Below are 19,526 nucleotides of genomic sequence, written 5' to 3'. Positions count from 1 at the left end.
GCGTCAGTCCCCGCTCACCGGTGCAGCGGCCACCGAGGACGCCACGAGCGCCGCCCACAGCTCCGGGAACTGCGGCAGCGTCTTCGCGGTCGACCCGATGTCGTCGACGGCGACGCCGTCGACGACGAGGCCCACGATCGCCCCCGCGGTCGCCATCCGGTGGTCGTCGTACGCGCCCCAGGCGCTGCCGTGGAGCGGCGCCGGCTCGATCCGCAGGCCGTCGTCGAGTTCGTGCACCGCGCCTCCAGACCGGTTGAGGTCCGCCGCCAGCGCGGCCAGGCGGTCGGTCTCGTGCCCGCGCAGGTGCCCGATCCCGGTGATCTCGCTCGGTCCGTCCGCCAGCGCGGCCAGCGCGACGAGCGCCGGTGCGAGTTCGCCGCCGCGGCTCAGGTCGAGTTCGAGACCCGGCAAGGAGGCCCCACCCCGGATCCCGACGCCGCCGTCGACGACCAGGTCGTCACCGTCACGGGCCACGCTCGCCCCCCACAGGGGCAGGAGCGTCTCGAGGTCGGCGCCGACCTGCGTCGTCTCGCTGGGCCAGGTGCGGATGCGGACCGTGCCGCCGGCGACGAGCGCGGCGACCGCGAACGGCGCGGCGTTCGACAGGTCGGGTTCGATCGTGACGTCACGCACGCCGATCGGGCCGGGGTGCACGACCCACTCGCCGACCGCCGGCTCCTCGACGCGGACGCCGCGGGCACGGAGTGCCGCGACGGTCATCTCGATGTGCGGCATGCTCGGCAGGCGTTCGCCCACGTGGGTGAGGTGCAGGCCCTCGTCGAAGCGGGGGGCCGACAGCAGCAGCCCGGAGACGAACTGCGAGGACGCCGACGCGTCGATCGTCAGGGCGCCGCCGCGAACCGAGCCGGTGCCGGTGAACGAGAACGGCATCGAACCGCCGCCGTCGTCCGTGACGTCGACACCGAGGTCCACGAGTCCCTGCACGATGGCGTGCATCGGCCGCTTGCGGGCGTAGGGGTCGCCGTCGACCGTGACGGGCCCGACGGCCAGGGCGGCGAGCGGCGGCAGGAAGCGCATCACGGTGCCGGCCAGTCCGCAGTCCAGGCGGACGGCGCCGTGCATCGGGGCGGGCGTGATCCTGAGGTCCGGGCCGTACGGGTTCGGGGCGGTGCCGGCCGCCGGCTCGAGCGCTTCGATGCCGACGCCGAGCGCCCGGAGGCCCGCGATCATCAGCGCCGAGTCACGGGAGTGCAGCGGGAGCCGGATCGTCGAGGGGCCGTCCGCGAGGGCCGCGAGCACGAGCTCTCGGTTCGTCAGTGACTTCGACCCGGGCAGCGCGACGTCGCCGCGGAGCGGACCCCCTGCGACCGGGGCGATCCAGGGGTCGGCGGGCTGGGCCCCGCTGTGGGAATGCGTCGTGTCTGCCATCGGTTCACCAGGGTACTGAACGCACCGGGAGGATCAGTGGCGACAGCAACACTCGCACGAGAGCGGACCGGCACGGCGACCGTGCTGACCGCGGTGCCGACGACGCTCGGCACGCTCGGCCTAGACTTGGCGGCGATGACGACCGACGAACCGCAGGCAGCTCCGCACCACCTGGTTGACGAGACCGAGGTGCAGCTCGACGCCGTCGAAGAGGAACACGACGCCCTCGACGACGCAGCAGACGAGCCGGTGGACGCGAAGACCGTCTCCGAGGGGGAGCTGCGGTCCCTGTTCGAGGACCAGGCGCTGCCCTTCATGGACCAGCTCTACGGTGCGGCCATGCGGATGACCCGCAACCCCGCCGACGCGTCCGACCTGGTGCAGGAGACGTTCGTCAAGGCCTTCGCCGCGTTCCGTCAGTTCAAGCAGGGCACGAACCTGAAGGCCTGGCTGTACCGGATCCTCACGAACACGTTCATCAACACGTACCGCAAGAACCAGCGGAACCCGTACCAGGGCACCATCGACGAGCTCGAGGACTGGCAGCTCGGCGGCGCGGAGAGCGTGACCCAGTCGATCTCCGCCCGGTCCGCCGAGGCCGACGCGATCGACCACCTGCCGTCCTCCGCCGTGAAGGACGCCCTGCAGGCCATCCCGGAGGACTTCCGGATGGCCGTGTACTTCGCCGATGTCGAAGGCTTCTCGTACCAGGAGATCGCCGACATCATGAAGACCCCCGTGGGGACGGTCATGAGCCGCCTCCACCGTGGCCGCCGGCTCCTCCGTGGGCTCCTGGCGGAACACGCCCGTGAGACCGGCATCGTCCCGGACGCAGCGTCGACGGCGACGATGCGTGGACGGGGACGAGGCGCGGCACAGACGACGAAGGCAACCGCGGCCACGGGTCGCACCGGACGGAAGGACGCACGATGAGCGGCTGCGACTGCTCGAAGGCGAAGGCCGAGCTCGAGGAGTTCCTGCACGACGAGCTCCGCCACGAGGACGCCACGGACATCCGCGAGCACATGGACGGGTGCGAGGACTGCCAGACCGAGCACCGCGTCGGCGTCGTGCTCATGGAGACCGTCCGTCGCGCCTGCAAGGAGACCGCTCCCGACCAGCTGCGCAGCGAGATCCTCGCGCGCATCCGGGTGGAGCAGGCGACGCACTGACGCTGCAGGGGTGCGGGCTCGTCAGCCCGGACCTGGACGGCTCGGCTGCTCGCCGTCGCGCGCGACGACGTGTGGACACGAGGGCGCAGTGGGAGCCCGTCGCAACACGACCGACGGCCCGGGTAGGTTGGCCGACATGACCCTCTCCGTCGAGTCGACCACCACCTGGTCCGACACGGACGTCGCCGACGTCGCCGCCCTCGTCCGCCTGCTCGGTCACGACGTCGACGACGCGTCGATGCGCGACCGCCTCGACCGGCTCACCCCCGAAGCCGGGCACCGCACCTGGGTGGTCCGGGGGGACGACGGACGGGTCGTCGCCGTCGCCGGCGCACAGGTCACGTGGGCGTACGCCAGCGACGAGCCGACGGCGCAGCTGCTGCTGCTGGTCGTCGACGACACGGCCAGGAGGCGCGGCACCGGTTCCGCGCTCATCGGCACGTTCGAAGCATGGGCGGTCGAGCAGGGCGCGCGTCGCCTCAGTGCCGTCAGTGCGGCCGCGACGGACAGCGCGCACCGCTTCTACCAGAAGCGCGGGTACCACGACGCCGGGGTGCGCTACACGAAGATCGCGTAGCGCCGCCGCCTTCCCCGCCAACGTCGAAGCGCCCCGTGCCGGAGTCCGTCGGACTCCCGCACGGGGCGCTTCCTCGTGGTCAGGCCGACGCGCGCAGCGCCGTGTCGATGACCTCGGTGGCTTCTTGCGCGGAGCGCTTCGAGGAACCGGTGGCGGGTGCGGCACTCGCCGAGCGGGCCGCCACGGACAACGGTCGGCCACCCAGGTGCGGCGACAGGTTCATGCAGACGAACGGCCAGGCGCCCTGGTTCTCCGGCTCCTCCTGCGCCCACACGACGTCGGCGTCCGGGTAGCCCGCCAGGACCTCGAGGATGCGGTCGAGGGGGAGCGGGGCGAGCTGCTCGAGCCGGACGAGTGCGACGTCGGTGACGCCGCGCTTGTCGACCTCGGCACGCAGGTCGTGGTGCACCTTGCCGGAGTGCAGCACCACGCGGCGGACGGCGCTCTTGTCGGTGATCCGCGCGTCGTCCAGCACGGGCTCGAACGTCCCGGTCGTGAAGTCCTCGACCGCACTCGTCGCCTGGCGGAGCCGGAGCATCGCCTTCGGGGAGAACACGATGAGCGGCTTCTGGGGACGGGCCCAGGCCTGCCGGCGGAGCAGGTGGAAGTACGAGGCCGGGGTCGACGGGCGCGCGACGATCATGTTGTCCTCGGCGCACAGCTGCAGGTAGCGCTCGATGCGCGCCGACGAGTGGTCCGGCCCCTGACCCTCGTACCCGTGCGGCAGCAGCAGGACGAGGCCGGAGCGTTGCCCCCACTTCTGCTCGGCGGACGAGATGAACTCGTCGATGACGATCTGGGCACCGTTGGCGAAGTCGCCGAACTGCGCCTCCCAGAGCACGAGCGACTCGGGGCGCTCCACCGAGTAGCCGTACTCGAAGGCCATCGCCGCGTACTCGCTCAGCAGCGAGTCGTACACGTAGAACCGTGCCTGGTCCTCGGTGAGGTTCGACAGCGGCAGCCATTCCTGGCCGTTCACCCGGTCGTGGAACACCGACTGGCGCTGGACGAAGGTGCCGCGGCGGGCGTCCTGTCCGGCGAGGCGGACGGGCTTGCCCTCGACCAGGATCGACCCGATCGCCATGAGCTCCGCCATCGCCCAGTCGATTCCGCCGTTGCGGGTCATCTCGGTGCGCTTGGTGAGCAGCTGCTGCAGCTTCGGGTGGATGGAGAACCCGGCGGGCGGGTTGCTGTGCGCGTCACCGATCGCCCGGACGAGCTCCTCGGACACGGCGGTCTCGTGCACCTCGACCTCGGCGTCGTCGCGCTGCGCGGCCGGGCGTTCGAGACCCTGCACCGCACCGTCGTCGTCGACGTCGATCACCGGGATCGTGCCGGTCTGTGCCTCGTGCGTCTCGGCGAAGGCGCGTTCCAGGCGGTCCTGGAAGTCGCGGTGCGCCTCGTCGTACTCCTCTTGCGTGATGTCACCGCGGCCGACGAGGGCCTCGGTGTACAGCGTGCGGACGGAGCGCTTCGCCTCGATGAGGTTGTACATCAGCGGCTGCGTCATCGAGGGGTCGTCGCCCTCGTTGTGCCCGCGACGGCGGTAGCAGATCAGGTCGATCACGACGTCGCGGTGGAACTCCTCGCGGTACGCGAAGGCGAGTTCGGCGACGCGCGCGACGGCCTCGGGGTCGTCACCGTTCACGTGGAAGATCGGCGCCTGGATCGTCTTCGCGACGTCGGTGGAGTACACCGAGCTGCGCGCCGACTCGGGCGGGGTGGTGAACCCGACCTGGTTGTTGATGACGAGGTGGACCGTGCCGCCGGTGCGGTAGCCGCGGAGCTGCGACATCTGCAGCGTCTCGACGACCACACCCTGGCCGGCCATCGCCGCGTCGCCGTGCACGAGCACGGGGAGCACACCGAAGCTGCCGGGGGCCTCGCGGTCCTGCTTGGCTCGGACGATGCCCTCGAGCACGCCGTCGACGGCTTCGAGGTGGGAGGGGTTCGCGGCGATCGTCACCGGGATGCTCGAGCCGTCGGACGTGCGGAACACGCCCTCGGTGCCGACGTGGTACTTCACGTCGCCGGACCCCTGACCGGACACCGTGCCCGGCAGCGAGGACCCCTCGAACTCACGGAAGATCTGCCCGTAGGTCTTGCCGGCGATGTTCGTCAGCACGTTCAGGCGGCCACGGTGGGCCATGCCGATCGCGACCTCGGCCAGCCCGGCACCGGCGGCGTGCTGGATCAGGGTGTCGAGGAAGGCGATGGTGGACTCGCCGCCCTCGAGCGAGAAGCGCTTCTGGCCGACGTACTTGGTCTGCAGGAAGGTCTCGAACGCCTCGGCCTCGTTGAGCTTGCCGAGGACGCGGAGCTGCTCTTCCTTCGAGGGCTTCGAGTACGGCACCTCGATGCGCTCCTGCACCCAGCGACGCTGTTCCGGGTCCTGGATGTGCATGTACTCGATGCCGACCGTGCGGCAGTAGGCGTCGCGCAGGATCCCGAGGACGTCGCGCAGCGGTGCAGAGGTGGTGCCGGCGAGCCCGCCGGTGACGAACTCGCGGTCGAGGTCCCAGAAGGTCAGCCCGTGGCTCTCGATCTCGAGGTCCGGGTGCGTGCGCTGGCGGTACTCGAGCGGGTCGATGTCGGCCATCAGGTGCCCGCGGACGCGGAAGCTGTTGATGAGCTCCTGCACGCGGGCGGTCTTGTTCACCCGGTGCGCCAGGTCGACGTTGATGTCGTTCGCCCACTGGATCGGCTTGTAGGGGATCCGGAGCGCGGCGAAGATGCCGTCGTAGAAGCCGTGCTCGCCGATCAGGCGCTCGTGCACGTGCTTGAGGTACTCGCCCGAACCGGCGCCCTGGATGACGCGGTGGTCGTAGGTGCTCGTCAGGGTGATGGTCTTGCCGATGCCGAGCTCGACCAGGGTCTTCGACGCCGAGCCCTGGAACTGCGCGGGGTACTCGAGGGCGCCGGCACCGATGATCGAGCCCTGCCCCTTCGTCAGGCGCGGGACCGAGTGCACGGTGCCGATGCCGCCGGGGTTGGTGAGCGAGATCGTCGTGCCCTGGAAGTCCGCCGGGGTGAGCTTGTTGTCGCGGGCGCGCTTGACGAGGTCCTCGTAGGCGGAGAGGAACTGGCCGAACGTCAGGGTCTCCGCGCGCTTGATGCTCGGCACCAGGAGCGAGCGGGTGCCGTCCTTCTTCGGGACGTCGATCGCGATGCCGAGGTTCACGTGTGCCGGGGCGACGACGAACGGCTTGCCGTCGCGCTCCTCGTAGTAGACGTTCTGGCTCGGGAAGTCCTTGAGCGCCTGCACCATCGCCCACCCGATCAGGTGCGTGAAGGAGATCTTGCCGCCGCGGGCGCGTCGCAGGTGGTTGTTGATGACGATCCGGTTGTCGATCATCAGCTTCGCCGGGATGGTCCGGACGCTCGTGGCGGTCGGGACCGTCAGCGAGGCGTCCATGTTCGACGCCAGCGTCTTGGCCATGCCCCGGAGCGGGGTCGCCACGTCCTCGTGGGTCTCCTCGTGGTCGTCGGCCGCGTCGTTCGCCTCGGCCGGGATCGGCTGCGGTGCCGGCTGGCGCGAGGTGGTCTTCGCCTGGATCGGGCCCGACTTCGCCTCGCCCGGGGTGTCCCCGGTGGCCGGCTGCTGCGTCGAGGACTGCTGCTGCTGCGAAGCGGGGGCCTGCTGCGCCGCCGACGCCTGCTGCCCGGCCGCAGCCTGTGGTGCGGGGGATCCCGCCGGAGCCGGAGCGTCACCGACCTGCGTGCGGTGGTAGCTCTCGAGGACCGGCCACCAGGACTTGTCGACCGACTCCTTGTCCGCGACGAACTGCTCGTAGAGCTCGTCGACGAGCCACTCGTTCGCCCCGAATTCGCCCGCGGTCTCGTCCGTTCCGGTCAGATGGCTCGACACAGCCGATCGCCCACTCTCCGTCGATAGATGCTCGTGTGTGTCGTGCGGAGCAACCCTGCGCCGCACAGGTGCCAAGCCTAGCCGCTCCGACATGTCCGTTCCGTGTCAGCCGCGGCGCGAGTCGGCAGCCCCCGAGCACCCGGTCGGGGCCCTGACGAGGGCCGTACAGTGGAGCGCATGAGGTTCTACGAGACGCGGCCGACGCACGACCTGACCTACTCCGACGTCTTCCTCGTCCCGAGCCGTTCCGGCGTGACGAGCCGCTTCGATGTCGACCTCGCCGCGAACGACGGCAGCGGCGCCACGATCCCGATCGTCAGCGCCAACATGAACTCGGTCACCGGCCCGCGACTCGCCGCGACGCTGGCCCGCCGCGGTGGTCTGGGCGTGCTGCCGCAGGACATGCACCTGCAGGACCTCGACGCCGCGATCCGCTGGGTCAAGGACCAGCCGGTCGACTTCGACACCGCCTACGACATGGGTGCCCAGACCACCGTCGCCGAGGCCCTCGAGCAGCTCCTGCCCGTGGCCGGCCGTGGTGTGGTCGTCCGCGACGCCGACGGCGAGTACCTGGGCTGCGTGCCCGCGTCCCGCCTCGGCACCGCCGGCCCCGACGCCGTCCTCGGTGACCTGCTGCACGGCGCCTCGACCGCGATCGACGCCGAGGACGCCGGTACGCCCCGCCACGTCTACGACGTCCTCTCGGCCGCCGAGGTCGACTTCGCGCCGGTGGTGCGGCACGGCCGGGTCGTCGGCACCACGAGCCAGACGAGCGCGATCCGCTCCGACATCTACACGCCCGCCGTCGACGCCTCCGGCCGGCTCCGGGTCGCCGCCGCGCTCGGCATCAACGGCGACGTCGCCGCGAAGGCGAAGGCGCTGGCCGCCGCGGGCGTGGACGTCCTGGTCCTCGACACCGCGCACGGCCACCAGGACGGCATGCTCCGCGCACTCCGCACGGTCGCGTCGCTGCAGCTCGGCATCCCGCTCGTCGCCGGCAACGTCGTCACCGCCGACGCCGTCGCGCACCTGGTCGGGGCCGGAGCGGACATCATCAAGGTCGGCGTCGGCCCGGGTGCCATGTGCACCACCCGCATGATGACGGCCGTCGGTCGTCCGCAGTTCTCCGCCGTGCTCGAGACCGCCGCGGCAGCCCGCTCGCTCGGCGCGCACGTCTGGGCGGACGGCGGGGTGCGCTACCCGCGCGACGTCGCGCTCGCCCTGGCAGCAGGGGCGTCCGCCGTCATGATCGGCTCGTGGTTCGCCGGCACGCTCGAGGCGCCCGGCGTGCTCCGCCGCGACGACGCCGGCAAGGCCTACAAGGAGAGCTGGGGCATGGCCTCGGCCAAGGCCGTGCGTGAGCGGTTCGAGCGGCTCGACCCGTACGAGCGTGCCCGCAAGGCGCTCTTCGCCGAGGGGATCTCGTCGTCGACGATCTACCTCGACCCGGAGCGCCCGAGCGTCGAGGACCTGCTCGACATGATCACCACCGGCGTCCGCAGCTCCGCGACATACGCGGGCGCGTCGTCCCTCGCCGAGTTCTCCGAGCGCGCGCTGGTCGGCATCCAGTCCGCCGCCGGGTACGAGGAAGGCAAGCCCCTGCCCGTCAGCTGGTAGCGCGGACGGGGCGCGCGTCGCCCTGGTCGCGACCACGGACGGACGGGAGGCGCGGTGCCAGCTGGCACCGCGCCTCCCGTCCGATCTTCGGTGCGTCTACCGGCGTCGGGTCGCGTCCTCGACCTCGCCCACCAGTTCTTCGAGGATGTCCTCGAGGAACAGCACGCCGATCGTGCGGCCGTCCGCGTCGAAGGCGCGGGCCACGTGGCGCCCGGCGGCCCGCATGGTCGCGAGCGCGTCCTCGAGGTCCATCTCGGTGTACAGCGAGATGAGCTGTCGGATCCGCTTCGGCGGCACCGGGTCGTCGAACTCGTCCGGACGCAGGTCGATGACGTCCTTCACGTGCACGTAGCCCGTGGGGGAGCCGTCCTCGCCGACGAGCACGTAGCGGGAGAACCCGCGCTGTGCCACGGCGTGCTCGACGTCACTCGGGGTCGCGTCGTCGGGCAGCGTGACGAGTTCGGCCATCGGCACGGCGACGTCACGGACCTTCTTCTCGGTGAACTCGAACGCCAGGGCGAGCTTGCCGTCGTCGGTCAGGGTGCCCTCCCGCCGGGACTGCTCCACGATGGTCTGCACCTCTTCCACCGTGAACGCGCTCACCGCTTCGTCCTTGGGCTCGACGCGGAACAGCCGCAGCACGGCGTTCGCGACCTCGTTCAGGCCGACGATGACCCAGTGCAGGCCGTGACCGATGTACCAGAGCGTCGGGACCAGCAGCAGCGCGGCGCGGTCCGGCATCGAGAACGAGATGTTCTTCGGCACCATCTCGCCGAACACCACGTGCAGGAACGACACGAGCAGCAGCGTGAACACGAAGGCCACGGTGCCGATCACCTCGGCGCTCCAGCCGGTCAGGTGCAGCGGGACCTCGAGCAGGTGGTGGATCGCCGGCTCGGACACGTTCAGGATGAGCAACGAGCAGACCGTGATGCCGAGCTGGGTGGTCGCGAGCATGCGGGTGGCGTGCTCCATCGCCCACAGCGTCATCTGCGCGGCCTTCGAGCCCTCTTCGGCGCGGGGCTCGATCTGGGAGCGGCGAGCCGAGATGACCGCGAACTCCGCCGCGACGAAGTACGCGTTGCCCATCAACAGGACGACGAGCCAGAAGATGCCCCACCAGTCGGAGCTCATCGGGTGCTGCCCTTCGTCGTGGTGGTCGCGGCCTTCGTGGTGGTCGGGGTGCTCCCGGTGGACGGGATGATGATCGCGGTCGCCGCCGTGTCGGTCGCCGGGCGCGTCGGGGTCCACCGGATGCGGTCGATCCGACGGCCGTCCAGCCGCTCGACGCGGAAGACGCCGCCGTCCAGCGGGACTTCGTCACCGACGACGGGCAGACGGCCCAGCGTGGACATGACGAACCCGCCGACGGTCTCGTACGGGCCCTCCTCGGGCACCTTGACGCCGGCGCGGTCCTCGAGCTCGTCGGGACGCAGCAGACCGGGGAAGGTCAGCCAGTCACGGGAGCGGACCACGTCGATGCGGGCGCGGTCGTGCTCGTCCGAGACCTCGCCGACGATCTCCTCGATCAGGTCCTCGAGCGTGACGACCCCGGCGGTGCCGCCGTACTCGTCGACGACGATGACCATCTGGTAGCCGCGACCCCGGACCTCGGCGAGCAGGGTGTCGCCGGGCATGGTCTCCGGCACGCGTTCGGCGTCGGTCATGAGCGCCCCGACGGGGACTTCCGGACGCTTCTCGCGCGGCACGGCGACGGCCTGCTTGACGTGCACGATGCCGACGACGTCGTCCGCGTCCTCCTCGATGACGGGGAAGCGGCTGAAGCCGGTCTTGCGGGCGAGGGCGATGACGTCCTCGGCGGACTCGGACACGCGGATGGTGGAGAGCCTCGGGCGCGGGGTCATCACGTCGCTGGCGCTTAGCTCGGAGAACGAGATGGTGCGCTCGAGGAGCGTCGCGGTGTCCTGTTCGAGCGAGCCCTCGGACGCCGACCGGCGCAGCAGCGAGGTGAGTTCCTCGGCGCTGCGGGCACCGGAGAGTTCCTCCTGCGGCTCGATGCCCAGCGACCGGAGCACGGCGTTCGCGGTGCCGTTCAGCAGCGCGACGGCGGGCTTGAAGACCGTCGTGAACGCGATCTGCAGCGGGACCACGAGCCGGGCGGTCTGCAGGGGCAGCGCGAGCGCGAAGTTCTTCGGCACGAGCTCGCCGAGGATCATCGACAGCAGGGTCGCGATGACGAGCGCCACGATCGAGCCGACGGTCTCGACGATGCCCTCCGGCAGGTTCATCGCCAGGAACGGCGCCTCGAGCAGCGTCGCGATCGAGGGTTCGAGCAGGTAGCCGGTCAGCAGCGTGGTCAGCGTGATGCCGAGCTGCGCGCTGGACAGGTGCGTCGAGGTGACCTTCAGCGCGCCGATGACCGGTGCGAGGCCGGCTTCACCGCGGTCGCGCCGCGCTTCGACGTCGGCGCGGTCGAGGTTGACCAGCGCGAACTCGGACGCGACGAAGACACCCGTGCCGAGGGTCAGCAGGATGCCGCCGATCAGCATGACGATGTCGATCGGACTCATGATTCACCCCCGTTCGCGCACAGGGATGACGTGCAGCTCACCGAGTGAGCGGCGGATGAGTGAGGCGAAGAACTATTCGGGGGATCGTCCACAGTGCTGCCAATCGTACTGCCTGCGCGGTCGCTGGGCCGTGAATCCGTGCAGAACCGACCGCGCCTACGCCGTGATCCGCGCGCGGTGGTACTGCTGCGGCTCGTAGTCGACCGGCACGCGGAGTTCGACGGCGGCACGGAGCGCGAACGACGGGTCGCGGAGCATCTCACGACCGATCATCACGACGTCGGCGAGGCCGGTCGCGACGATCTGCTCGGCCTGGAACGCCTCGGAAATCATGCCCACGGCGATCGTCGGGATGCCGGCGTCGCGCTTGATCGCCGCCGCGTGCGGCACCTGGTAGCCGGGGCCGACCGGGATCGGCGCGCTCGCGACGTTGCCGCCGGTCGACACGTCGGCCAGGTCGGCACCGTGCTCCGCGGCCCAGCGGGCGACGACGGTGGTCTCGTCGAGCGTGAGCCCGCCGTCGACCCAGTCGGTGGCCGAGAACCGGACGACGATCGGGAAGCCCTCGCCGACCTCGGCGCGCACGGCGTCGACGACCTCGAGCAGCGCGCGCGCACGGTTCTCGAGCGAGCCGCCGTACTGGTCGATGCGCTGGTTGCTCAGCGGCGAGAGGAACTGGTGCAGCAGGTAGCCGTGGGCCGCGTGGATCTCGACCAGGTCGAACCCGGCCTCCACCGCGCGGCGGGCGGACTGCGCGAAGGCGAGGGCGACGACGCGGATGTCCTCGACCGCCAGCTCGCGCGGGACGTCGTAGCCGTCGAACGCCACGGCCGACGGAGCGACCGTGGTCCAGCCGCCCTGGTCGGCGGGGACCGTGCCGTGCGTGGTGTCCCAGGGGCGGTAGGTCGACGCCTTGCGGCCGGCGTGCGCCAGCTGGATGCCCGCTGCGGCCCCCTGCTCGTGCAGGAAGTCGACGATCGGCTTGAACGCGTCGCGCTGCTGGTCGTTCCACAGCCCGAGGTCCTGCGGGGTGATCCGTCCCTCGGGCACGACCCCCGTCGCCTCGACCACGACCGCGCCGGCGCCGCCCTTGGCGAACCCGCCCAGGTGCACGAGGTGCCACGGGGTCGCCACGCCGTCCTGCTGGTCCACCGAGTACTGGCACATCGGGGAGACCCAGATGCGGTTGCGGACGGTCAGGTCACGGACGGTGATCGGGTCGAACAGGGCGTGCGTCACGCGGGCTCCTCAGAGGACGGGTGCCGGCGCCTCGGCCAGTCCCGTCAGGAACGACCGCAGCGACGCCGGCGACGTGTAGTGGTGGCCGACCGCCCCGATCGCTTCCGCACCGGTGGCGTTCTCGGCCCTGTTGTCCACGAACACCATCTGACCCGGGTCGATTCCCAAGCGCGCACAGGTGTCGCGGTAGATGGATGCCGCGGGCTTCAGGACGTGCTCCTCGGCGCTCACCACGACGGTCTCGAACAACGAGCCCATCGGGGAGCGGCGGTACGGGTCGCCGAAGTCGAAGCCCGCGTTCGAGAGCAGGGCCAGCCGGGTGCCGGCGTCGTGCAGCTCCTCGACGATCTCGAGGGTCTCCGGCTCGACCTCGAACCACCCGGTGAAGTCGATCGCCCAGAACCGGTGGATCTCGGAGATGCTCCAGGTCCGTCCGGTCCGCTCCGCGATGGCACGCCAGTACGCCACGACGGACAGGTCCCCACGGTCCAGGTCGTGCCGGAGCTCCTGGTAGACCGGGAACAGCTCGTCCGCCGGGACCCCGGTGGCGGCCACGAGGGCGTCCCGCGAGGCGTGCGGCGTCCGGCTGATCACCTCGCCGTAGTCGAAGACCACCACGCGACCAGGCAGGAACAGGCTCATGTGCTCCACCGTAACGTGGGGCCGGTGAACGACTTCGTGCCCGTCCGACCGTCCGATGCCGCCGCGTGGGTCACCGCGCCGACGGGGGAGTCCACCAAGTACCGCCGCGGGGTGCTCGGCGTCGCGACCGGCTCCGACCAGTACCCGGGCGCCGCGGTGCTCGGGGTCGACGCCGCCGTGCACACCGGCGTCGGCATGGTCCGGTACGTCGGACCCGCACGTGCCACCGACCACGTGCTCACCCGCCGCCCCGAGGTCGTGTCCGGCGTCGGCCGCGTGCAGGCCTGGCTCGTCGGCAGCGGGATCTCGGCACCGTCGCTCGGCGACCTGGACGAGACGACGGCATCGGGGTTCTCGCACGCGTCCGACGACGGCGTGCCGGTCGTCGTCGACGCCGGGGCGATCCCGCTCGTCGACCTCGGGCCGCTCGCCGTGCTCACCCCGCACGCCGGTGAGCTCGCTTCGTTCCTGGGGGCCGACCGCGCCGAGATCGAACAGGACCCGGCCGCCGCGGCGCTCCGTGCGGCCGAGCAGACCGGCAGCGTCGTGCTGCTCAAGGGGGAGCGGACCCACGTGGTCACCCCGGACGGGGCGGTGCGGCTCGTGGCGTCGTCGGCGACGCCGTGGCTCGCGGCGGCCGGGGCCGGGGACGTGCTGGGCGGCGTGCTCGGGGCGCTCGTCGCCGCGCGGCAGGGCTCCGTCGAGGCGGCCGGGTCGTCGCTGACGCCGTCGGACCTCGCGCACCTGGCCGCGTCGGCCGCGGTGGTGCACGGGCTCGCGGCCCGGCGGGCGTCCGGCGGTGGGCCGTTCCCGATGACGAGGCTCGTCGCCGAGCTGCCCGGCGTCGTGCGCGACCTGGTCGTGGACGGCGACGCGCGCGGGTAGCGCTCGGTGCGCGTGCACCTTCCGACGATCCACGAGGTGATCGACGCGTGTTCAGTCGGAGGATGCGCACGCAATGGGTACGTGCGCATCCAGCGACGGAACACCGCGGGTTCGACAGGTGGAAGGTCGCAACATGCGCACGCATCGGGCAGCGGGTGCAGCCCCGGACACGACGACGGACGGGAGGCGCGGGGCCAGCTGGCACCGCGCCTCCAGGCCGTCGGCGGTCACGTCACGGGCGCGACGCGCGTCGCGGACGTCAGCTCGCGGGGGTCGCGTGCACGAGGAACTCGACCGAACCGGCGTCGTCGACCTTGACGAACCCCAGGCTCGGGGCCTGCACGCCGTAGTCCGAGAAGGTGATCGGGACCGAACCGGAGATGTCGACGCCGTCGCCGTTCAGGCCGACCTGCAGCTTCGCGGTGACGTCCTTCGTGACGCCGTGCAGGGTGAGCTTCCCCGGAGCCGTCACGGTCGTCGTGTCGGAACCGCTCGGGACCGCGTCGGCGATCGGCTCGGTGAGTTCGAACGTGGCCTCGGGGAAGGCCGCGGCGTCCATCGCGGAGTCGCGGAAGTAGGCGTCGCGCTGGTCGGAGTCGGTGGTGATGTCGGCGACCTGCACCGTGATCTTCGCGGCGGTGATGCTCGTGCCGTCGACGGTCGCGGTGCCGGAGACGCTGTCGGTGCGGCCGGTGACGGTGACGTCGGAGCCGTTCAGGACCTCGTGGACGCGGTACCCGGCCTCGGAGTCGCCGCCGACCGTCCACTCGCCGGACAGGTCCGTGTCGTCGAGGGTGGAGGCCTCGCGGGTGGCGGCCACGGACGGCGCGGCCGAGGCCTTCGCGTTCTCGGTGCTCGTGTAGACGTTCGTGAAGACCACCGCACCCACGACGCCGAGGACGACGACGGCGATGACGGAGATCCAGATGACGGCCTTGCGGCGCTTGCGCGGGGTGTCGGAGGTCACGAGCTGAACGGTGACACGTCATGCTCGGGAGAGCCTGAGATCGTGGCAGCGATCGCCCCCGGTCCGGCCGCTACGCTCGTCCGGTGCAGAGGACCTCGACCCGGTGGCTCGAACTCGCCGGATTCGTCCTGGCGTTCGTCGCCGTGCACGGGTTCCTGTGGTGGCTGACCCTCGTGTCGGCGAACCTGCCGCTCGGCGACGTCACCATCACCTACAGTCGCTGGATCGAGACCGGGCGGACCGCGGACTTCTGGGTCGGCATCGACGGCGCGTGGGTGTACCCGATCCTGGCGATCGTGCCGATGGCCGCCGCGGCGCTCGGGGGGATCGCGTCGATCGGCTCCGGGTGGCTGCTGCTGATGGTGCTGCTCGACGCCGTGGCGTGCGCGTTCCTGTGGCGGTTCCGGGCGCGTGTGGGGTCGTCCGACCGCTTCGGTGTGCACGGCGTGCGGGTCGTCTGGTGGTGGCTGCTGTTCCTGCTCGCGCTCGGGCCGATCGCGCTCGGTCGGATCGACACCGTCGCGACGGTGTTCGCGCTGGTGGGCGTGGCGTTCGTGGCCTCGAGGCCGGCCATCGCCGCCGCGCTCTTCACCGCCGGCGCGTGGACGAAGGTGTGGCCCGCGGCGCTCGTCGCGGTGCTGCTGCTCCTGCGTCGAGGACACCGCCGGGGTGTGCTCGCCGGAGCCCTGGTGCTGAGCGCCCTGATCGTGCTCGTCGACGTGCTGTGGGGCGGTGCGCCGTACCTGCTGTCCTTCGTCGGTGAGCAGACCGGCCGTGCGCTGCAGATCGAGTCACCGCTCGCGACGCCGTTCATGTGGGCCGCAGCCTTCGGCGTTCCGGGTGCAGCGGTGTTCTACGACCAGGAGATCCTGACCTTCGAGGTGTCCGGTGCCGGCACGTCCGCCGCCGCCGCGGTGTCGACGCCGTTGATGGCCGTCGTCGTGGTGGCCGGGGTCGTGCTCGCGCTCTGGGCCGCCCGCCGCGGCGCCCGTCGGGCCGAGCTCGCACCGGTCCTCGCGCTCCTGTTCGTCGCGGCGCTCATCGCGACGAACAAGGTGGGGTCGCCGCAGTACATCGGGTGGCTCGCCGTGCCGATCGTGTGGGGGCTGGCCGCAGGGACGCCGAGTGTGCGCCGGTTCGTGCCGATCGCCGTGCTCGCGCTGCCGATGGCCCTGTTCACGCAGGTGGTCTACCCGGGCTACTACGACCAGTTGCTCGGCGTGCAGCCGTGGATCCTCGTGGTGCTCACGGTGCGGAACGTGCTCGAGGTGGCGATCCTGGTGTGGAGCGTGGTCGTGCTGGTGCGGATGGGGCGGGCTGCGGGCAGGATGGACACATGATCGTCGCCTTCTCCGTCGCTCCGTCCGGTGGTCCCGCTGCAACGTCCGACGGGTCCGTGCACGACGCCGTCGCGGCCGCCGTGCGCGTGGTACGCGAGAGCGGGCTGCCGAACCGCACCTCGTCGATGTTCACCGAGCTCGAGGGGGAGTGGGACGAGGTCATGGACGTCGTCAAGCGCGCGACCGAGGCCGTGAGCGCCTACGGCACGCGGGTGTCGCTCGTGCTCAAGGCCGACATCCGACCGGGCCACACCGGCGAGATCGACGGCAAGCTCGAGCGGCTCGAGGCGGCACTGGGCGAGTAGCGTTCGGCGTTCGGCGTTCGGCGTTCGGCGTTCGGCGTTCGGCGTTCGGCGTTCGGCGCTCAGCGCTTGTCGCGTCGCCGTGCCCGGGTTCGACGGCGGGGGTCCGGCCCGAGCACCACGAGCACGGTGAGCAGCGCGATGCCGGCGAGCACGGCGACGAGCACGATGACCATGCCCATCGGGTCGGTGGCGTCCTCGCAGTTCGCGGGCGCACCGGCGGGGCACGAGGCGAGCACGGTCGTCGTGAGGGTCACGTGGTCATTAAACAACGAGGGCACGCGCGACACGCCGACGCCCTCCCACGGATGTCGGTGGTCGGGTGTCTCATGGCCCGTGTCGAGCCACATCCGGTGGCCCCGAGACGACGAGGAGCGCGTGATGACCCACGACGGCTGGTGCCCTGACTGCGACCTGCAAACGGTCGTCATCGACACGGACGAACAGGGCGAGAACGCCTGGGCCACGTGCGCCGAGTGCGGTGTCGGCTGGACGCACCGGGACGAGCTGCCCGAACTCGCTCCCGCATCCACGCGTCCCGCCCACACGGAGCGTCGGGCGGCCTGACCCGGACCCGCTCGGGTGCGGCCACGTCAGCGCGCCGCTTCAGCCCGGGCACGACCCGTGTCGGCCGCGCACGGCGACTTCCGTTCGGCCTTTGGAGCGGTCTACACTGCTCGGACCGGATGGTCGTCGCCACCCGGACCGTCCCGTTCGCTGCTGAATCCGGACCGGCACCCCGTTCGGGTGTGGCCGCGCTGCCGATCGGCACGCGGACCGCCACGATCGCGGACCGCCCCCGCCGACACCGTCCAGCCGACACCCCGATCCGACGCCGTCCGTGCAGGACGTCGTCCGAGAACAGGCCCCATGTCACAGCTCACGCCTGCGCGTCGCACCCTCGCGCTCATCTCGCTCGCCCTCGGTGGCTTCGCCATCGGGTCGACCGAGTTCGTCGCGATGGGCCTGCTGCCGAACATCGCGCAGGCGCTGCTGCCGCAGCAGTACGGCATCGACCCCGACGCCGGCATCGCGCACGCCGGCTGGCTCGTCAGCGCCTACGCCCTCGGGGTCGTCGTCGGTGCGCCGACCATCGCGGCGATGTCCGCCCGCTTCCCGCGCAAGGGCCTGATCCTCGTGCTGCTCGTCGGGTTCGTCGTCGCGACGATCGCGAGCGCGCTGCTGCCCTCGTTCGGTCTGGTGCTCGTCGCCCGCTTCGTCGCGGGTCTGCCGCACGGCGCCTACTTCGGCATCGCGTCGATCGTCGCCGGCGACATGATGGGTCCGGGCAAGCGCGGCAAGGGCATCGCGATGGTGCTGCTCGGCCTGTCGGTCGCGAACGTCGTCGGCGTCCCGGCGATCACCTGGGTCGGACAGGTGGCCGGGTGGCGGGTCGCGTACGGCGTCGTCGCCGCGCTGTTCGCCCTGACGTTCCTGGCCGTCGCGGCCTTCGTACCGAAGAGCGCCCGCGACGAGCACGCCACGATCGGTCGCGAGCTCCGGGCGTTCCGCGTCCCGCAGGTGTGGATCGTGATGGGCCTCGGCGCCGTCGGGTTCGGCGGGTTCTTCGCGGTCTACTCGTACATCTCGCCGCTCGTGCAGAACGTCACCGGGATGCCCGAGTCGTTCGTGCCCGTCGTGCTCGTCGTCGTGGGCATCGGCATGGTCGTCGGCGGGGTGCTCGGCGGACACCTGGCCGACCACAGCGTGAAGCGCACGATCTACGTCGGGATGTTCGCGCTCATCGGCGCCCTGCTCATCACCGTGCTGACGGCGCAGTGGCTCTGGGGCATGCTGCTCGGCGCGTTCCTACTCGGGGCCACCTCGTCGGCGATCCCGCCCGCGGTGCAGTCGCGCCTGATGGACGTTGCCGGCGACGCGCGCACGATCGCGGCGGCGCTGAACCACTCGGCGTTCAACATCGGCAACTCGATCGGTGCGGCCCTGGGCGGCGCCGTCATCGCGGCCGGCTTCGGGTTCCTCGCACCGGGCTGGCTCGGCATCGGCCTGGCGCTGCTCGGCGTCCTGGTGACGATGGTCAGCTACGCGGTCGAGCGGCGGAGCACCCGTCGTGCCGCGGTCCGCTCCTCGTCACCGTCCACCGGTCCGATCACCGCACCGGTCCCGATCCACTGACCGCGCGGGGTGCACGCACGCACCCACCGGACGGGAGGCCCGTGGCGCCGCCGCCACGGGCCTCCCGTCCGTCTCGTGGCGCGGCCACTGCACATGGTGAGCAGCAATGGTCGGGTTCCGTGACGGAACCCGACCATTTGTGCTCACGAAGCGCAACGCAACGCGCGCTACAGACCCAGCGGACTGCCGTCCTGCACGATGATGCCGTCGGTGATCGCACGCTTCCGGAGTGCGACCTTCGTGCCGACGTCGAAGCCGGCGACGCGGTACTTCTCGCGGATGCGCTTGAGGTAGCTCTTCGCGGTCTCCTCGGAGATGCCGAGCTGGTAGGCGACGCTCTTGACGGGCTCGCCACCGCCGTACAGGGCCATCACGCGACGCTCCTGGGCGCTGAGCTTCGGGACGCCGCCGACGTTGCCGCTGTTGATGGCGAGGTCGAGCTCAGCCGAGACGTACTGCTCGCCGCGCTGGGCGGAGCGGATCGCCTCGACGATCATGTCGGCGTCCTCGCTCTTGACGAGGTACCCGAGGGCGCCGGCGCCGAGGGCTTCGCGCACGACGTTCGGCTCCGAGTAGGTGCTCATCACGACGGTCTTGACGCCCGCGGTCTTGAGCGTCGAGATCTTCAGCGACACCGGGATGGAGTCCTTGAGGTCCAGGTCCAGCAGCACCACGTCGACGGGGAACGCCGGGCTCGTCAGCAGCTCGGGCCAGGTCGTGACGGCGGCCACCAGGGTGATGTCGTCGGCGGCGTTCCGGATCCACTCCGTGAGCGCGCCGAGGAGCATCCTGTGGTCGTCGACCAGTGCGAGTCGGATCGGTTCCTCTGGAGTCGCCATGCTGGCGTCCTTTCTCGGTGCG

At 71.2% G+C, this 19,526-nt stretch carries 18 protein-coding genes; 9 read left to right on the top strand and 9 right to left on the bottom strand.

The genetic code is table 11. The features are described 5' to 3' along the window. Nucleotides 1-3: 3 nt before the first annotated feature. Nucleotides 4-1,389, bottom strand: a complete 1,386-nt coding sequence (gene aroA, locus OE229_RS13020) for a 3-phosphoshikimate 1-carboxyvinyltransferase (protein ID WP_262138363.1) — start codon at nt 1,387-1,389, stop codon at nt 4-6. Between the two features lie 135 nt (nt 1,390-1,524). Between aroA and OE229_RS13015 the strand changes: the two genes are divergently transcribed. From OE229_RS13015 to OE229_RS13005, 3 genes are all read left to right on the top strand, one after another. Continuing rightward, nucleotides 1,525-2,322: a sigma-70 family RNA polymerase sigma factor gene (locus OE229_RS13015; protein WP_315973852.1), complete on the top strand. Its 798-nt coding sequence runs from the start codon at nt 1,525-1,527 to the stop codon at nt 2,320-2,322. Then, nucleotides 2,319-2,561 (top strand): zf-HC2 domain-containing protein, encoded by a 243-nt coding sequence (locus OE229_RS13010; RefSeq protein WP_262138362.1) that lies wholly within the window; start codon nt 2,319-2,321, stop codon nt 2,559-2,561. The genes OE229_RS13015 and OE229_RS13010 overlap by 4 nt, the downstream gene beginning before the upstream one ends. 136 nt (nt 2,562-2,697) lie before the next feature. Continuing rightward, nucleotides 2,698-3,138, top strand: coding sequence for a GNAT family N-acetyltransferase (locus tag OE229_RS13005; protein WP_262138360.1), 441 nt, complete (start codon nt 2,698-2,700; stop codon nt 3,136-3,138). A 79-nt stretch (nt 3,139-3,217) separates the two neighbouring features. On the opposite strand, the gene OE229_RS13000 is transcribed toward OE229_RS13005, so the two are convergent. Continuing rightward, entirely contained in the window at nt 3,218-7,006 is a 3,789-nt protein-coding gene (locus OE229_RS13000) for a multifunctional oxoglutarate decarboxylase/oxoglutarate dehydrogenase thiamine pyrophosphate-binding subunit/dihydrolipoyllysine-residue succinyltransferase subunit (RefSeq protein ID WP_262138358.1), read from the bottom strand. Nucleotides 7,007-7,183: 177 nt separating this feature from the next. On the opposite strand from OE229_RS13000, the gene guaB1 reads away from it, so the two are divergent. Further along, nucleotides 7,184-8,623 carry a GMP reductase gene (gene guaB1, locus OE229_RS12995; protein ID WP_182066473.1) on the top strand — a complete coding sequence of 480 codons (1,440 nt, stop codon included), beginning with the start codon at nt 7,184-7,186 and terminating at the stop codon, nt 8,621-8,623. Between the two features lie 96 nt (nt 8,624-8,719). On the opposite strand, the gene OE229_RS12990 is transcribed toward guaB1, so the two are convergent. The 4 genes from OE229_RS12990 to OE229_RS12975 form a co-directional block, all read right to left on the bottom strand. Beyond that, nucleotides 8,720-9,757, bottom strand: coding sequence for a hemolysin family protein (locus tag OE229_RS12990; protein ID WP_262138356.1), 1,038 nt, complete (start codon nt 9,755-9,757; stop codon nt 8,720-8,722). Beyond that, a complete protein-coding gene (locus OE229_RS12985; protein WP_262138355.1) occupies nt 9,754-11,154 on the bottom strand; it encodes a hemolysin family protein in 1,401 nt (466 codons plus the stop codon). The genes OE229_RS12990 and OE229_RS12985 overlap by 4 nt, the downstream gene beginning before the upstream one ends. Nucleotides 11,155-11,310: 156 nt before the next feature. Then, nucleotides 11,311-12,393 carry an NADH:flavin oxidoreductase/NADH oxidase gene (locus OE229_RS12980; RefSeq protein ID WP_262138354.1) on the bottom strand — a complete coding sequence of 361 codons (1,083 nt, stop codon included), beginning with the start codon at nt 12,391-12,393 and terminating at the stop codon, nt 11,311-11,313. Nucleotides 12,394-12,402: 9 nt separating this feature from the next. Further along, a complete protein-coding gene (locus tag OE229_RS12975; protein ID WP_111223986.1) occupies nt 12,403-13,035 on the bottom strand; it encodes an HAD family hydrolase in 633 nt (210 codons plus the stop codon). A gap of 24 nt (nt 13,036-13,059) precedes the next feature. Between OE229_RS12975 and OE229_RS12970 the strand changes: the two genes are divergently transcribed. After that, on the top strand, nt 13,060-13,920 hold the full coding sequence (locus tag OE229_RS12970) for an ADP-dependent NAD(P)H-hydrate dehydratase (RefSeq protein WP_182066477.1): 861 nt from the start codon (nt 13,060-13,062) through the stop codon (nt 13,918-13,920). Between the two features lie 259 nt (nt 13,921-14,179). Here the strand turns inward: OE229_RS12970 and OE229_RS12965 are convergent, their stop codons facing one another. Further along, on the bottom strand, nt 14,180-14,887 hold the full coding sequence (locus OE229_RS12965; protein ID WP_262138352.1) for a YceI family protein: 708 nt from the start codon (nt 14,885-14,887) through the stop codon (nt 14,180-14,182). Nucleotides 14,888-14,970: 83 nt separating this feature from the next. Here OE229_RS12965 and OE229_RS12960 point away from each other — a divergent pair, with 83 nt between their 5' ends. Both OE229_RS12960 and OE229_RS12955 read left to right on the top strand, forming a co-directional pair. Next, nucleotides 14,971-16,227, top strand: a complete 1,257-nt coding sequence (locus tag OE229_RS12960; protein WP_262138350.1) for a glycosyltransferase 87 family protein — start codon at nt 14,971-14,973, stop codon at nt 16,225-16,227. Further along, on the top strand, nt 16,224-16,532 hold the full coding sequence (locus tag OE229_RS12955) for a thiamine-binding protein (protein WP_262138348.1): 309 nt from the start codon (nt 16,224-16,226) through the stop codon (nt 16,530-16,532). Before OE229_RS12960 ends, OE229_RS12955 begins: the two co-directional genes overlap by 4 nt. A 59-nt stretch (nt 16,533-16,591) precedes the next feature. Here OE229_RS12955 and OE229_RS12950 read toward each other — a convergent pair whose 3' ends face one another. Continuing rightward, a complete protein-coding gene (locus tag OE229_RS12950) occupies nt 16,592-16,786 on the bottom strand; it encodes a hypothetical protein (RefSeq protein ID WP_259578088.1) in 195 nt (64 codons plus the stop codon). Nucleotides 16,787-16,910: 124 nt separating this feature from the next. Here OE229_RS12950 and OE229_RS12945 point away from each other — a divergent pair, with 124 nt between their 5' ends. Together OE229_RS12945 and OE229_RS12940 are read left to right on the top strand one after the other, a co-directional pair. After that, the gene (locus OE229_RS12945) at nt 16,911-17,096 is read left to right on the top strand and encodes a hypothetical protein (RefSeq protein ID WP_259578086.1); all 186 of its coding nucleotides are present in this window, start codon (nt 16,911-16,913) and stop codon (nt 17,094-17,096) included. Nucleotides 17,097-17,399: 303 nt separating this feature from the next. After that, complete coding sequence (locus OE229_RS12940; RefSeq protein WP_262138346.1) at nt 17,400-18,665, top strand: MFS transporter; 1,266 nt, start codon at nt 17,400-17,402, stop codon at nt 18,663-18,665. A 167-nt stretch (nt 18,666-18,832) separates the two neighbouring features. On the opposite strand, the gene OE229_RS12935 is transcribed toward OE229_RS12940, so the two are convergent. Beyond that, nucleotides 18,833-19,504, bottom strand: coding sequence for a response regulator transcription factor (locus OE229_RS12935; RefSeq protein WP_262138345.1), 672 nt, complete (start codon nt 19,502-19,504; stop codon nt 18,833-18,835). Nucleotides 19,505-19,526 lie beyond the last annotated feature (22 nt).

It is taken from the genome of Curtobacterium poinsettiae (assembly GCF_025677645.1).
Classification (GTDB): domain Bacteria; phylum Actinomycetota; class Actinomycetes; order Actinomycetales; family Microbacteriaceae; genus Curtobacterium; species Curtobacterium poinsettiae_A.
The sequence above is the reverse complement of the archived record's forward strand: the minus strand, read 5'-3'. Positions and strand labels throughout refer to the sequence as shown.